Consider the following 14339-nt stretch of genomic DNA (forward strand, 5'->3'; position numbering starts at 1 on the left):
CAGGACGACCCAGGACGACTCAGGACGTGCTCGTCTCGGGCATCCTGCGCAGGTGGACCAGCGTCAGGTGGTCCTGCACGCGCTCGCGCTGGGTCTCCCGGTAGCCGAGGCGGCGGTAGAGCCGGAGGTTCCCCTCCGACAGGTGCCCGGTGAACAGGTCGAACGCCGCCGCCTCCGGCACGGCCTCGTGCATCGCGGCCAGCAGCGCGGTGCCGATCCCCTGCCCCTGCCGGTCCGGCGCGACCACGAGGCGGCCCACCAGGCAGGTCGAGCCGGACACCTGGCCCCGGACGGCGCCGACCACCCGGCCGCCGTCCGTCGCCTTCAGCACGACCGCCGTCTCGATCACCGTACGCATCTGGTCGAGCGACTCCACCAGCGGCCCGATGAACGGATCGCCGTAGAGCTGCGCCTCGGTCACGTACGCGGCCCGCTGCAGGGTCAGGATCTCGCCGGCGTCCTCGGGCAGGGCCCGCGTGATCTCCACCACGGGGGCCACCCTATCGGCACATCCGCCTCCGTCAGGCGCGAGCCTTCCGGACCTCACTCACCGGCGCGGCCCACGGCGTACCGCAGGACCACGTTCTCCGAGCCGTCCCGGCGACGGGTCCCCAGGAGCCGCAGCGGCGGGACCCGGCCGGCGCCGAAGGCCGGGGTGCCCCCGCCGAGGACGGCGGCGCCGACCATGAGGTGGAGTTCGTCGACGAGCCCGGCGGCCAGCAGGTCGTTCCAGAGCGTTCGGCTTCCGAACATCAGGATGTCCCTGCCCGGCCGTTCCTTCAGCTCCGCGACGACCTTGTGCGCGCCTGCCCGCCGCACGATGGTCGTGGTGCCGGTCCACGGCGCCGTGTCCTCCTCCGTCAGGGAGTCGGACACGACGACCTTCCGTATCTCGTTGTTGCGCCGGCCGATCTCCCGGTGCAGTTCCGCCACGCCGGGGTTGTTCACCACCGCCGGGGACAGCGCGGGGTCGTCCGCCACGGCCGGCCAGTACGCCTTGAGGCCCAGGTACGTCGTCGCGCCGAGCAGCAGCGTGTCGGCCTCCCGCTGCCGCTCGAGGTTGTGCTCGTCGAAGAAGTCGTCCATCGGCAGGGCCATGACGTCGCGGCCCGGCCCCTCGACGTACCCGTCGAGCGACATGACGGCGGAGACGATCAGCTTGCGCATGGTGGGTGTCCTTCGGGTCGGTGGTGGAGAACCGTCACCCGAACAGAGACACCTGCGGCGCCGGATTCATCGCTGCGGCGGAAGAATTTCCACGGGCACGGGAAAACGCCGGGTCACCTGGGGATCGACGAAGCCGGCGATCCACGAGACCCGGCCGTCCCGCAGGCTCAGCACGTTGACCGCGCCCAGGCGGAACCGCTCCCCGTCGTACTGGTAGCAGGCGAACGCGGGCTGCCCGTTGGCCGCGATCGGCACCAGCCGCCACGGCGTGGCGAACACCCGCTCGGCCAGGAACCGGCCGACGTCCTCGCGGCCGTCGAACCAGGCGGGCAGCGGCGGCATGGTGAACCGGGCGTCCTCGGACAGCAGGTCGAGCAGCGCCGGGACGTCGGCCCGCTCCCACGCGGCCATGAACGCGTCGACCAGCGCACGGCGTCCGCCGGGGCCCACCGCGGCCAGCTCGGCCTGCTGGGAGCGCTCCGGCATCCGCTGCCGTACGACCGCCCGGGCGCGCTGGGACGCGCTGTTCACCGACGCGGGCGTGGTGCCGAGCATCTCGGCGACCTCCGCCGCGCTGAAACCGAGCACCTCGCGCAGGATCAGCACCGCGCGCTGGGTGCCCGGCAGGTGTTGCAGCGCGGCGACGAAGGCGAGCTCGACGCTCTCCCGCCGGAGGTAGGCCGCCGCTGGATCGGGCTCGTCGTCCGCGGGCAGGTCGTCGGGCCACGGCTCGAGCCAGACCGGTCCGGTCACCGGCTCCCCGAGATCGCGGGTGCCGGAGCGGGCCGGGCCGTGATCGGACGACAGCATCCGGCGGGGACGCCGCGAGGACAGCCGCAGGCAGACGTTGGTGGCGATACGGAAGAGCCAGGTCCGCGGTGAGCTACGGGCCTCGAATCCGGCCGGGCCCCGCCACGCCGCGAGCAGCGACTCCTGGACCGCGTCCTCGGCGTCCTGGACCGAGCCGAGCATCCGATAGCAGTGGGTGTAGATCTCCCTGCGATGCCGCTGCACCAGCAGTCCGAACGCCGCCTCGTCCCCCGGCGCAACCGTGCCCTCGATCATGGGTTCATCATGCCGTCCGGCCCGCCGCCGCGCCGACGAGACGACGGTGCCGGGAAAGCGGAAAGGCCCCGCCGGAGCGGGGCCTTTCGTCATGCTGTGGAGGCTGGAACACGACCTCCGGTCAGGAGACCGGGGTCAGCTCTGGCCGCCGGCCAGCTTCTCGCGCAGAGCGGCGAGGGCCTCGTCGGAGGCCAGGGCGCCGCCACCACCGCTCGTCTGCGAGGTGGTCTCGCCGCTGTAGGACGACGGAGCGGCCTCGCTGGCCGCCGCCTCCTCCTGGCGGGCCTTCTCGATCTGCGAACGGTGCGCCTCGAAGCGGGCCTGGGCCTCGGCGTACTGCCGCTCCCACTCCTCACGCTGCTTGTCGAAGCCCTCGAGCCACTCGCCGGTCTCCGGGTCGAAGCCCTCGGGGTAGATGTAGTTGCCCTGGTCGTCGTAGGTCGCCGACATGCCGTACAGCGTCGGGTCGAACTCGACCTCGGCGCCGACGCCCTCGTTGGCCTGCTTGAGGGACAGCGAGATGCGGCGGCGGTCCAGGTCGATGTCGATGATCTTCACGAAGATCTCGTCGCCGACCTGCACGACCTGCTCCGGAATCTCCACGTGGCGCTCGGCCAGCTCGGAGATGTGGACCAGGCCCTCGATGCCCTCCTCGACCCGGACGAACGCGCCGAACGGCACCAGCTTGGTGACGCGGCCCGGCACGACCTGGCCGATCTGGTGGGTCCGGGCGAACTGCTGCCACGGGTCCTCCTGCGTCGCCTTGAGCGACAGCGAGACCCGCTCGCGCTCCATGTCGACGTCGAGAACCTCGACGGTGACCTCCTGGCCCACCTCGACGACCTCGGACGGGTGGTCGATGTGCTTCCAGGACAGCTCGGACACGTGCACCAGGCCGTCGACGCCGCCGAGGTCCACGAACGCACCGAAGTTGACGATCGAGGACACGACGCCCTTGCGGACCTGGCCCTTCTGCAGGGTGTTGAGGAACGTCTGGCGAACCTCGGACTGGGTCTGCTCCAGCCAGGCACGGCGGGACAGGACCACGTTGTTGCGGTTCTTGTCCAGCTCTATGATCTTGGCCTCGAGCTCACGGCCGACGTACGGCTGCAGGTCGCGGACGCGGCGCATCTCCACCAGGGAGGCGGGGAGGAAGCCGCGCAGGCCGATGTCGAGGATCAGGCCGCCCTTGACGACCTCGATGACGGTACCGGTGACGATGCCGTCCTCGTCCTTGATCTTCTCGATCGTGCCCCAGGCGCGCTCGTACTGGGCGCGCTTCTTGGAGAGGATGAGGCGGCCTTCCTTGTCCTCCTTCTGGAGAACCAGGGCCTCGACGTGCTCTCCGACCTCGACGACCTCGGCCGGGTCGACATCGTGCTTGATCGAGAGCTCGCGCGAAGGGATGACGCCCTCGGTCTTGTAGCCAATGTCGAGCAAGACCTCGTCTCGATCGACCTTGACAACGGTGCCTTCAACGATGTCGCCGTCGTTGAAGTACTTGATGGTCTCGTCGATCGCGGCGAGGAAGGCCTCCTCGGAACCGATGTCGTTGACCGCTACCTGCGGGGTGCTCGAGGTGGCCTCAGTGCTGCTCGTCATGTGTGGAATTGCTCCGAACCGGACAGATGTCGTTGTGACAGGAGCGCGGCGGGCCGTTTTTCGTTCACCGGATGATGCTGTTTCCTGGTAGCCACCAGATGACCGAGCGCGAGCCCTCTCCGTCCGTGACGCGCGCGAGCCCACAACGCAGCGATCAGCATATGAGACGGAGCGAGCCGGGTCAATCCGAGGCAACCAGACGGGCCTCTAGTACGTGATGACCGACTTCGCCCGGGACGGCGAGAGCGTTACCCGGAGTTTGCGCGGCACAGACACGCGGGCGGGATCCCCGTCCGACGTATAACGCTCCCGTGGGTGTTTGTCGAGCCAGTCGAGCCAGTAGGTCGTGCACCAGCGCCGGCAGTCCCCTTGTTTCCCGTTGGACTGGATCCTCGGGATCGCGAAACGCGGGAAACTTTTCGCGTACGGCGAAACCGCCGGCTCCGCACCGGCCAGGAAGACGCCGTCGAAGTGGTACTCGCCGCCGTCCCACTTCCCGTCGTGGGCCCTGCTCAGCTTCCTCGGCCGCGACCCGTACGGCAGCGCCATGGTCGTCGAGCCCGGCACGCCGATCTTCTTCAGCAGCCGCTCCTGCCGGACGATCTGCTCGCTGACCTTGCTGTTGGAGAGCCGGCGGAGATCGGGGTGGGCGTAGGTGTGGTTGGCCACCTCGAACCCGTGGTCGAGCAGCCACTTCACCGCCTGCCGCTGCCGTTCGCGGTCGCGCAGGCCGAACGGGTCGCGGTTGACCCAGAAGGTGGCCGTGGGCCGGAAGTTCGGGTACTTCGCCGCGATCTCGTAGATGACGCCGACGGCCGTGTCGTTCTTCGGCATGCCGTTCTGGTCCATGGCGAAGTGGCTGGGGTGGCCGTCGTCGAAGGTCAGGACGACGGGATGGGTCCCCGCCGGGATGTCGATCTTCCTGGCGACCAGTTCGGCCGCGGTGATCGGCACGTAGCCGCCCTTGGCCAGGCGCTCCAGTTCCTTGCGCAGCTGGTCGGGGGTCCGGTCGATGGACGCCCTCCGCTTGGGCACGATGCGGTGATACATGATCACGGGCACCAGGCCTGCCTCGTTCGCCTTGACCTTCCTGGCCGATTCGGCGGTCGCCCGGAGCGGGGCGGCGCTGGGCTTGGGCGACGGTGTTCGCGGGTGCGCCGGCGCCTGCGCCCGCTCCTCGCCCGAGGAGCGGGGCAGCAGCACAAGCGCGACAAGTCCGATCACGACAACGACGACATTGGCGATTGCGGTCATCCGGGCAAGATTGCGCACAGTTATTTGACCTTACTGCCCGGCGTGTCCGCATTCGTATGTGTTGCAATTTTCCTGTGGACTGGAGCCTGCGTGCCTGCGGACGGCACGGGCACGTCACCTACGCCCCGGACGAGGAGGCGCTGCGCGGCCGCCTGCGCGCCGAGACCGCGCTGGGCGAGGCGTGGCGCTGCCTGCGCTGCGGCGACTTCACGCTCGGCCCGCCACGGGCGGCCGGACCGGCCGGCGACGCGCCCGTCGTGCTGCGGGGCCGGGCGCTGCGGGACGCCGCCGTGCTACGGCTGATCGCCGTCCTCCGCTGGACCAAGGCCGTGCTCGTGCTCGCCGGAGCGTACGGCGTGTGGCGGTTCCGGGCCCACCACGACGCCGTACGGCGGGCGTTCGACCAGGACCTCCCGCTGGTCAGGCCGCTGGCGCACAAGCTCGGGTGGAACCTCGACCAGTCGGGCGTGGTGCACACGCTGCGGACCGCGCTGGGCGCGCGGACGACGACCCTCACTTGGATCTTCCTCGCCCTGCTCGCCCTCGCGGCCCTGCTGCTGACCGAGGGGATCGGCCTGTGGCTGCTGAAGCGGTGGGGTGAGTACTTCTCGGTGATCATCACCTCGGCGTTCATCCCCGTGGAGATCTACGAGATCGCCGAGAAAGTGAGCCCGCTCCGGATCGCGGTCCTCCTGGTCAACATCGCGGCCGTGCTGTACATCGCGCTGAGCAAGCGCCTGTTCGGCCTGCGCGGCGGGCGGGCGGCCTTCGAGTCGGAGCGGCACGAGGCGAGCCTGCTGGAGGTCGAGGAGGCGGGCCTGGCCGTGCACGGGCGGGACCACCGGGCCGCCCGCTCCACCGGCCACCCCTGACCCCTTCGACCTCTGATCCGGCGCACCCCGCCCAGTCGCCCTGCAAGGCGATGGTCCCCCGGAGCGCGAGCGGGGGCGGCCGGGCCGGCGAGGATCAGTGGCCGGCGTCCTCCCAGGTGGTCCCGACGCCCACGCTGACCTCCAGCGGCACGCTCAGGTCGTAGGCCCGGCACATCTGCGTGCGCACGACCTCGGTCAGCTCCTCCAGCTCGCCCGGCGCGACCTCGAACACCAGCTCGTCGTGGACCTGAAGCAGCATGCGAGAGCGCATGCCCTCGATCGCCTTCTGCACGTTCAGCATGGCGACCTTGATGATGTCGGCGGCCGAGCCCTGGATGGGCGCGTTGAGCGCCATCCGCTCGGCCATCTCCCGGCGTTGCCGGTTGTCGCTGGTCAGGTCGGGCAGGTAGCGGCGACGGCCCAGGATCGTCTCGGTGTAGCCGTCCTTGCGGGCCTGGGCGACGATCGACTCCAGGTAGTCGCGGACGCCGCCGAACTCCTCGAAGTATTCCTCCTTGAGCGCCCTGGCCTCCGCGACGGGGATATTGAGCTGCCCCGACAGGCCGAAGTCGGACAGGCCGTAGGCGAGGCCGTAGTTCATGGCCTTGATCCGGGCGCGCAGGTCGGCGTCCACCTGCTCGGGCGGCAGGTCGAAGACGCGGGACGCGGTGGCCTGGTGGAAGTCGTGGCCGGATTCGAAGGCCTCGATCAGCGACTCGTCCCGGGACAGGTGCGCCATGATCCGCAGCTCGATCTGGCTGTAGTCGGCCGTCAGGAGCGTGTCGAAGCCCTCCCCCACCACGAAGCCCTTGCGGATGCGCCGGCCCTCGACGGTGCGGATCGGGATGTTCTGCAGGTTGGGCTTCTCACTCGACAGCCGCCCGGTGGCCGCCACGATCTGGTTGAACGTGGTGTGGATCCGCCCGTCGTCGGCGATCTCCTTGATCAGGCCTTCGACCGTGGTGCGCAGCTTGGTCTGGTCGCGGTGGCGGAGCAGGATCACCGGCAGCTCGTTGTCGGTCTGCTCGGCCAGCCAGGCGAGCGCGTCGGCGTCGGTCGTGTAGCCCGTCTTGATCTTCTTGGTCTTGGGCAGGCCGAGCTTGCCGAACAGGATCTCCTGCAGCTGCTTGGGCGAGCCGAGGTTGAACTGCTCCCCCACCGCCTGGTGGGCGGCCTCGACCGCCTGCTTGACGGCCGCGCCGAACTCCGCCTCCAGCGCCGCGAAGTACTGCCGGTCGGCGGCGATGCCGTCCCGCTCCAACTCGGCCAGCACCCGCACCAGGGGCAGCTCGACCTCGGTCACCAGCCGGGTGCCGCCGCGCTCGGACAGGTGCGCCTCCAGCGCGTCGGCCAGGTCGCGCACCGCCTGGGCCCGCAAGGCCAGGTCCCGGGCCGCACCCTCGTCGGCGTCCTCGAACAGGGAGGTCTGCCCGCCGGGCGCGGACTCCGCCCGCAGCTCGCGATGGAGGTAGCGCAGGACCAGGTCCTCCAGCGGGAACGACCGCTGGCCCGGCATCGCCAGATAGGCGGCGAGCGCCGTGTCGCAGGTGAGACCGCGCAGGTCGAGGCCGTGTGCCCACAGCGCGAGCAGCGGCCCCTTGGCGTCGTGCAGGGCCTTCGGCCGGTTCTCGTCGGCCAGCCAGGCGCCGAGCGCCGCCTCGTCCTCCTGCGTCAGCCGCGTGGGGTCGAGATAGGCGGCGCCGTCCGGCCCGGCGATCGCGACGCCCTCCAGCCGCCCGGTGCCGCTGCCGTAGGAGCCCTGGAAGGCCAGCCCGGCGCGGCCTTCGGGGAGGGCCGCCAGCCAGCCGGGCACCTGGCCCGGCTCCAGCACCGTGACCTCGAGCTCGAAGCCCTCGCCGGCCTCCGGCTCGGTGGTGCCGAGGACCTTGAACAGGCGCTCGCGCAGCTCGCCGCGGATCTGCACCGCGTCGAGGAGCTTGTTGACCTCCTCGCGGTCCCACAGGCCCATGGTGAGCGCGGACACCTCGGCGTCGACCGGGGCGTCGCGCTTCAGCTCGGTCAGCATCCGGTTGTGGATCACCTGTCCGAGGTGCTCGCGCAGCTTGTCGCCGACCTTGCCCTTCACCTCGTCGGCGCGCCGGACCAGCTCGTCCAGCGAGCCGTACTCGACGATCCACTTGGTGGCGGTCTTCTCCCCCACGCTCGGGATGCTCGGCAGGTTGTCGCTGGGGTCGCCGCGCAGCGCCGCGAAGTCGGGGTACTGGGCCGGGGTGAGGCCGTACTTGTCCATGACGGCGTCGGGGGTGAAGCGGGTCATGTCGCTGATGCCCCGTCTGGTCATCAGCACCGTGACCTTCTCGTCGACGAGCTGGAGCGCGTCACGGTCGCCGGTCACGATGAGCACGCTCATCTCCTCGCCGGAGGCGCGCGTCGCCAGCGTCGCGATCAGGTCGTCCGCCTCGAAGCCCGGCACCGACAGGCGCGGGATCCGCAGCGCGTCGAGCAGTTCGAAGATGAGCTGCATCTGGCCGCGGAAGTCCTCGGGGGTCTCCGCCCGGTTGGCCTTGTAGCCGTCGTACGCCTCGTGCCTGAAGGTGGGCTCGCTCCGGTCGAAGCAGACCGCGACATGACTCGGCTGCTCGTCGCGCAGGATGTTGGCCAGCATCGAGGTGAAGCCGTAGACGGCCTCGGTGTGCTGACCGTCGGTGGTCATGAGGTTCGCGTCCTTCAACGCGTAGAACGCGCGATAAGCAAGAGAATGCCCGTCCAGAAGCAGCAGACACGGACGGGTGGGGGTCGCTTCACTCTTCGGCACACCCGCAGCCTAGTCTCCCTGTACGACAGAAAACCCGTGCTCTTCCCACAGGAGGCGTCCCCTTGACCTTGACGAATCCCGAGGAGTTCGTGGCGTTCATGAACGCGCCCGGGGACCACCTGCACCGGCGGATGGGCATCGAGATCCTGGAGGCGAGCGCGGAGCGGGTCGTCGGCCGCATGCCCGTCGGAGGCAACACCCAGCCGTACGGCCTGCTGCACGGCGGCGCCTCCTGCGTGCTGGCCGAGACGCTCGGCTCGACCGGCGCCGCCCTGCACGCCGGTGCGGGCAGGATCGCCGTCGGCATCGAGATCAACGCCACCCACCACCGCTCCGCCACCTCGGGGCACGTCACCGCCGTCGCGACCCGGGTGCACGGCGGGCGCACGCTCGCGACGTACGTCATCGAGATCACCGACGACGAGGGCGGCGCGGTCTGCACGGCCCGCCTGACCTGCATGCTCAGGGACGCCCGCTGAGGCCGGGAGGCGCGCGGGCCGGACTCGCCCAGGCACCGGCCGGGCAAGCACCACGAAAACCTCTTACGACGCATTGAGCCTCATAACGGAACGGCTTGCGACTCTCTTTGCACGGGAGTCGCTCCGGTCGCTACCGTTGTGGCTCCAGAGCCCGTGGGAAGACCGAGTAGACAACGTGCGGAGCCGGGGAAGCTGTGTACGGTCCCAAAGGTCCTCCCACGGGCTCATGACTTCTCGGCACCAAATCTCAGCACCGATGCCCGGTTGACTCCTTACATGCCCTGACCTGCGAACCCTTTCTCACGTCAGTGACACACCATGGTCACCAATTGGTGACGAACGACCCCGAAACGGGCGTCTCAGGCTTATGCTCCGGCCACAACATCGCAGCAACCTGACCGATGTTGCGCGTCCGCAGTGGGGGCACGACCCCGCCATGACCTGAACCAGAGGGAGCACCATTGCGCAGAGCCGTGATCGCGTTCACGGCCTTCCTGGGTGGACTCGTCTTTCTCCTCTCCTCCCCCGCCTGGGCGGACGGGGAGGCCCTGAAGGGCACACTCCAAAACCAAGGCCAGCCGGTGAACGGCGTGAAGATCAGCGTGGCGGGCGAAGACGGCAAACCCGTCGGCGACGCCACCACGGGTGCCGACGGCAAGTGGGAGGTGCCGGTCCCCGAGGCGGGCACATACAAGGTCACGCTTGACCAGTCGACGCTCCCGCAGGGGGTCGCGCTCAAGTTCAAGGACCGGGCCACCCTAAACGTCCAGGTCTACGACGGGAGCGAGCGCAACGTCCTGTTCGCCCTCGCCCCCGCGGGCCAGCAGGGCGGGGCCGCCGCGGCGTCCTCGGACTCCTCCTCCTCCTTCTGGGACCGGGTCGCCCAGCTCACCTTCGAGGGCTTCAACCTCGGACTCATCATCGCCCTCGCGGCCATGGGCCTCTCGCTGGTCTTCGGCACCACCGGGCTCACCAACTTCGCCCACGGCGAGCTGCTCACGTTCGGCGCGATGTGCGCCTACTTCTTCAACGTGGTCGTGGGGATTCCGCTCGTCTGGGCCGCGGTGATCTCGGTCGTGATCGGCGGGGTCTTCGGCTACGGCCAGGACCGCTTCTTCTGGGGGCGGCTGCGCAAGCGCGGCAGCAGCCTGGTCGCCATGATGATCATCTCGATCGGCCTGGCCCTGTTCCTGCGCTACGTCTTCCTCTTCTTCTTCGGCGGCGAGGGCGCCCCGTTCGCGGACTACAACGCCCAGCCCGGCATCCAGGTCGGCCCGATCTCCGCCGCGCCGAAGAACTTCATCGCGATGGGCATCGAGCTCGCCGTGCTCATCGTCGTCGGGGTCGCGCTGCTCAAGACCCGTGTCGGCAAGGCGGCCCGCGCGGTCGCCGACAATCCCGCCCTGGCGGCCTCCTCGGGCATCAACGTCGACGGGGTCATCAGGATCATCTGGACCGTCGGCGGCGCCATCGCGTCGCTCGCGGGCGTCATGCTGGGCCTGTCGCAGAACGTCAGCTACCAGATGGGCTTCCAGATCCTGCTGCTGGTCTTCGCGGGCGTCACGCTCGGCGGCCTCGGCACCGCGTTCGGCGCCCTGGTCGGCTCCATCGTCGTCGGCCTGTTCATCCAGCTGTCCACCGTCGTGGTGCCGACCGAGCTGAAGACGGTCGGCGCGCTGCTGGTGCTCATCCTCGTCATGCTCTTCCGGCCGCAGGGCATCCTCGGCCGGCGCGAGCGCATCGGCTGATCGGAGACCACACGTGGACTGGAACACCATCCTCATCACCACGGTCAAGGCCTCGATCGGCCTGGAGACCGTCGTCTACGCGCTCGCCGCGATCGGCATCAACATCCAGTTCGGCTACGCCGGGCTGCTCAACTTCGGTCAGGCGGCCTTCCTCGGCGTCGCCGCGTACGGCATGGCCGTCACCGTGGCCACCTTCCACCTGCCGTTCTGGCTCGGCATCGTGATCGGCCTGGCGGCCACCATCGTGCTGGCATTCCTGCTGGGCATCCCCACCCTGCGGCTGCGCGCCGACTACCTCGCCATCGTCACCATCGCGGCGGCCGAGATCGTCCGGCTCATCTTCAGGTCGGTCAAGTTCAGCAGCGTCTTCGGCGGCTCGGACGGCCGGCAGAACTTCTCCGGCGACTTCTTCGCGATGAACCCCTACTCCCCCGGCACGTACGGCATCGGCCCGATCAGCTTCAACGAGCGGGTGACGTGGGTGCTGACCGTCGGCTGGGTGCTCATCGCGATCGCCTGCGGACTGGTCTACCTGCTCATGAAGAGCCCCTGGGGCCGCGTGCTCAAGGCCATCCGCGAAGACGAGGACGCCGTGCGCAGCCTCGGCAAGAACGTCTTCTCCTACAAGATGCAGGCCCTCGTGCTCGGCGGCGTGGTCGGCTGCCTCGGCGGCTTCCTGTTCGCGCTCGGGCAGGCGTCGGTGCAGCCCGACCTGTTCAGCACGGAGTTCACGTTCTACGCGTACACGATCGTGATCCTCGGCGGCGCGGCCCGCGTCTTCAGCCCCGTCGTCGGCGCCGCGATCTTCTGGGTGCTGCTGGTCTTCGTCGGCAACACGCTCAGCGAGGCCGTCTCCGCCGGCCTGCTCCCCTCGTTGTTCACCGTGAACAACATCGGCGCGGTCCGCTTCATGCTGGTCGGTCTCGGCCTGATGCTCCTGCTCATCTTCCGGCCTCAGGGCATCTTCGGCGACAAGAGGGAGATCGCGCTCGATGCACGCTGACACCACCCCGTCCAGGAAGGCGGCGGCGCTGGCCGCCTTCACGGGCCTCGACCGCGAGCCCGGCGTTCCCAAGCCGGACCCGATCCTCGTCGTCGACAAGGTCGTACGCCGGTTCGGCGGCCTCACCGCCGTCAACGTCGACCACGTGGAGATCCAGCGCGGGTCCATCACCGCGCTCATCGGCCCGAACGGCGCCGGCAAGACGACGTTCTTCAACCAGCTCACCGGCTTCGACAGCGCAGACGAGGGGTCCTGGACCTTCAACGGCAAGCAGCTGAAGGGCGTGCCCGCCCACCGGGTGGCCCGTTCGGGCATGGTCCGCACGTTCCAGCTCACCAAGGCCCTGTCGAAGCTCACCGTCATGGAGAACATGCGGCTCGGCGCGCAGAACCAGCGCGGCGAGAACTTCTTCCGCGCGCTCGTCCCGGGCAGCTGGCGCCGTCAGGAGGACGAGATCACCGAACGCGCCGAGGAGCTCCTCGAGCGCTTCAAGCTCGCCGCCAAACGCGACGACTTCGCCGGCTCGCTGTCCGGCGGCCAGCGCAAGCTGCTGGAGATGGCGCGGGCCCTGATGGTCGGCCCCGAGCTGGTCATGCTGGACGAGCCCATGGCGGGCGTGAACCCGGCCCTGACCCAGTCGCTCCTCGGGCACGTGAAGGACCTGCGCGAAGAGGGCATGACGGTGCTCTTCGTGGAGCACGACATGGACATGGTCCGCGACATCAGCGACTGGGTCATCGTGATGGCCCAGGGCGCCGTCATCGCGGAGGGCCCTCCGGACACCATCATGTCGGACTCGCGCGTGATCGACGCCTACCTGGGCGCCCACCACGACGCGCCGATGTCCGCCGAGGAGTTCGAGGAGCAGCTGCAGGAGGCCGAGGCCGAGCTGGAGGCCGGGATCGAGGAGAAGGCATGACCGCCCCCACGCCGGACAACGGCGCCGAGCCGGACCGCGTCCCCACTGCGGAGGACGCCGCGGAGCCGGACCGCGCCTCCACACCGGGCAACCCCGAAGAGCCGGTCTCCCAGGCGGCCGTCGTCGACCGCTCCGACCATCTCGCCGGAGCCGAGACGGCGCTCCTGCGGGCCGACGAGCTATACGCCGGCTACATCCCCGGGGTCAACATCCTCAACGGCGCCGACCTGTACGTGAAGAAGGGCGAGCTGATCGGCATCATCGGCCCCAACGGCGCCGGGAAGTCGACCCTGCTGAAGACCCTGTTCGGGCTCGTGCCGGTGCGCAGCGGCTCGGTCGTCCTGAACGGCGAGGACATCACCAGCCTCAAGGCCCACTCGCTGGTGGCCCGCGGGGTCGGCTACGTCCCGCAGACGAACAACGTCTTCCCCAGCCTCACCATCGAGGAGAACCTGGAGATGGGCGCCTACCAGGTGCCCGGCAAGTTCAAGGAGCGGTTCGAGTTCGTCTGCGAGATCTTCCCCGCGCTCCGCGAGCGCCGCAAGCAGCGCGCCGGTTCGCTGTCCGGCGGTGAGCGGCAGATGGTCGCCATGGGCCGTGCGCTCATGACCGAGCCGTCGGTCCTGCTCCTGGACGAGCCGTCCGCGGGTCTGTCGCCCAAGCTGCAGGACCTGGTCTTCATCCAGGCCCAGCAGATCAACAAGGCCGGCGTGACCGTCATCATGGTCGAGCAGAACGCGCGCCGCTGCCTGCAGATCTGCCATCGGGGCTACGTGCTCGACCAGGGCCGCAACGCCTACATGGCCAGCGGTCGCGACCTGATCAACGACCCGAAGGTCATCCAGCTCTACCTGGGCACCCTCGCCCGGGCCTGAGCCTTTCCCCGAGGGCCCCGGCGCACCCCGCGCCGGGGCCCTCGTCGTACGTCTGTGACGTCATCCGCGCCTGATCGGCAATCACCGGGGTCACAATGAGCCGTATGACCCGAACCCCCCTCCGGGCGGCACTGGTCGTCGCGGCGCTGGCGGCGGGCCTGAGCGCCTGCCAGGCGCCGCCCCCCGGGCCGCCGGCCTCCTCCGCGTCCCCCGCCGCCTCGCCGGCCGCCACCGGCGCGATCTACGTGACCGGCGCCGAGGCCGGGGACGACCCCTGCGCCCGCGTGGTGTCGGCCATCGGCTACCTGGGGCTGTCGCTGCTGCCGCCGGGGCGGGAGGAGGCCCAGCACTGGGACGGCGACGTACGCGGCCGGTTCGGTTATCTGCGCGGCACGCTGGAGATGTACGGCCCTCGCCTGCCGGCGTCGGCCGCGGACGCCGTCGCGGCCGTCGACGGCGTCGCGGAGACCCTGTCCCGGGCCGGCACGGCCGCCTCCCGGCGTCCGGGCCTGTTGCGCCGGTATCGCGCGGCGTCGGACGCCGTCCTGGCCGCCTGCGGCCGTTCCTGAGAACGCGGAA

Annotated in this window: 13 protein-coding genes; 7 read left to right on the forward strand and 6 right to left on the reverse strand. The window is 69.8% G+C overall.

Going from position 1 to position 14339, the window contains the following annotated elements; translation table 11 throughout:
• Positions 1-19: 19 nt before the first annotated feature.
• The 5 genes from ACWEQG_RS21895 to ACWEQG_RS21915 all read right to left on the reverse strand — a co-directional run bounded on the left by ACWEQG_RS21895 (position 20) and on the right by ACWEQG_RS21915 (position 5058).
• Positions 20-490 (reverse strand): GNAT family N-acetyltransferase, encoded by a 471-nt coding sequence (locus ACWEQG_RS21895; RefSeq protein ID WP_363471812.1) that lies wholly within the window; start codon positions 488-490, stop codon positions 20-22.
• 53 nt (positions 491-543) lie between these two features.
• Entirely contained in the window at positions 544-1167 is a 624-nt protein-coding gene (locus ACWEQG_RS21900) for a dihydrofolate reductase family protein (protein WP_452287185.1), read from the reverse strand.
• 66 nt (positions 1168-1233) lie between these two features.
• Positions 1234-2232, reverse strand: a complete 999-nt coding sequence (locus ACWEQG_RS21905) for an RNA polymerase subunit sigma-70 (RefSeq protein ID WP_452287188.1) — start codon at positions 2230-2232, stop codon at positions 1234-1236.
• A 135-nt stretch (positions 2233-2367) separates the two neighbouring features.
• Positions 2368-3834: a 30S ribosomal protein S1 gene (rpsA, locus tag ACWEQG_RS21910; protein ID WP_169978289.1), complete on the reverse strand. Its 1467-nt coding sequence runs from the start codon at positions 3832-3834 to the stop codon at positions 2368-2370.
• Between the two features lie 207 nt (positions 3835-4041).
• Positions 4042-5058, reverse strand: a complete 1017-nt coding sequence (locus ACWEQG_RS21915) for a polysaccharide deacetylase family protein (RefSeq protein WP_452287190.1) — start codon at positions 5056-5058, stop codon at positions 4042-4044.
• A 104-nt stretch (positions 5059-5162) separates the two neighbouring features.
• On the opposite strand from ACWEQG_RS21915, the gene ACWEQG_RS21920 reads away from it, so the two are divergent.
• Positions 5163-5960 (forward strand): DUF2127 domain-containing protein, encoded by a 798-nt coding sequence (locus ACWEQG_RS21920; protein ID WP_452287192.1) that lies wholly within the window; start codon positions 5163-5165, stop codon positions 5958-5960.
• A 94-nt stretch (positions 5961-6054) separates the two neighbouring features.
• Here the strand turns inward: ACWEQG_RS21920 and polA are convergent, their stop codons facing one another.
• On the reverse strand, positions 6055-8736 hold the full coding sequence (gene polA / locus ACWEQG_RS21925) for a DNA polymerase I (protein WP_452287193.1): 2682 nt from the start codon (positions 8734-8736) through the stop codon (positions 6055-6057).
• A gap of 98 nt (positions 8737-8834) precedes the next feature.
• Here polA and ACWEQG_RS21930 point away from each other — a divergent pair, with 98 nt between their 5' ends.
• The 6 genes from ACWEQG_RS21930 to ACWEQG_RS21955 all read left to right on the forward strand — a co-directional run bounded on the left by ACWEQG_RS21930 (position 8835) and on the right by ACWEQG_RS21955 (position 14329).
• Positions 8835-9215, forward strand: a complete 381-nt coding sequence (locus ACWEQG_RS21930) for a PaaI family thioesterase (RefSeq protein ID WP_452287283.1) — start codon at positions 8835-8837, stop codon at positions 9213-9215.
• A gap of 461 nt (positions 9216-9676) precedes the next feature.
• Positions 9677-10963 (forward strand): ABC transporter permease subunit, encoded by a 1287-nt coding sequence (locus ACWEQG_RS21935; protein ID WP_452287195.1) that lies wholly within the window; start codon positions 9677-9679, stop codon positions 10961-10963.
• 13 nt (positions 10964-10976) lie between these two features.
• Positions 10977-11966, forward strand: a complete 990-nt coding sequence (locus ACWEQG_RS21940) for a branched-chain amino acid ABC transporter permease (RefSeq protein ID WP_363471821.1) — start codon at positions 10977-10979, stop codon at positions 11964-11966.
• A complete protein-coding gene (locus ACWEQG_RS21945) occupies positions 11956-12885 on the forward strand; it encodes an ABC transporter ATP-binding protein (protein WP_452287197.1) in 930 nt (309 codons plus the stop codon). Before ACWEQG_RS21940 ends, ACWEQG_RS21945 begins: the two co-directional genes overlap by 11 nt.
• Positions 12882-13760 (forward strand): ABC transporter ATP-binding protein, encoded by an 879-nt coding sequence (locus tag ACWEQG_RS21950; RefSeq protein WP_452287199.1) that lies wholly within the window; start codon positions 12882-12884, stop codon positions 13758-13760. The genes ACWEQG_RS21945 and ACWEQG_RS21950 overlap by 4 nt, the downstream gene beginning before the upstream one ends.
• A gap of 104 nt (positions 13761-13864) precedes the next feature.
• Positions 13865-14329, forward strand: coding sequence for a hypothetical protein (locus ACWEQG_RS21955; RefSeq protein ID WP_452287201.1), 465 nt, complete (start codon positions 13865-13867; stop codon positions 14327-14329).
• Positions 14330-14339: the final 10 nt, after the last annotated feature.

The sequence above is a fragment of the Microbispora sp. NPDC004025 genome, assembly GCF_053604425.1.

What these genes read in the sequence shown, in the direction of transcription:
- ACWEQG_RS21930 (WP_452287283.1), top strand. Translation starts at nt 8,835, where the DNA reads ATGAACGCGCCCGGGGACCACCTGCACCGGCGGATGGGCATCGAGATC.
- ACWEQG_RS21905 (WP_452287188.1), bottom strand. Translation starts at nt 2,232, where the DNA reads ATGATCGAGGGCACGGTTGCGCCGGGGGACGAGGCGGCGTTCGGACTG.
- rpsA (WP_169978289.1), bottom strand. Translation starts at nt 3,834, where the DNA reads ATGACGAGCAGCACTGAGGCCACCTCGAGCACCCCGCAGGTAGCGGTC.
- ACWEQG_RS21950 (WP_452287199.1), top strand. Translation starts at nt 12,882, where the DNA reads ATGACCGCCCCCACGCCGGACAACGGCGCCGAGCCGGACCGCGTCCCC.
- ACWEQG_RS21900 (WP_452287185.1), bottom strand. Translation starts at nt 1,167, where the DNA reads ATGCGCAAGCTGATCGTCTCCGCCGTCATGTCGCTCGACGGGTACGTC.
- ACWEQG_RS21955 (WP_452287201.1), top strand. Translation starts at nt 13,865, where the DNA reads ATGACCCGAACCCCCCTCCGGGCGGCACTGGTCGTCGCGGCGCTGGCG.
- ACWEQG_RS21945 (WP_452287197.1), top strand. Translation starts at nt 11,956, where the DNA reads ATGCACGCTGACACCACCCCGTCCAGGAAGGCGGCGGCGCTGGCCGCC.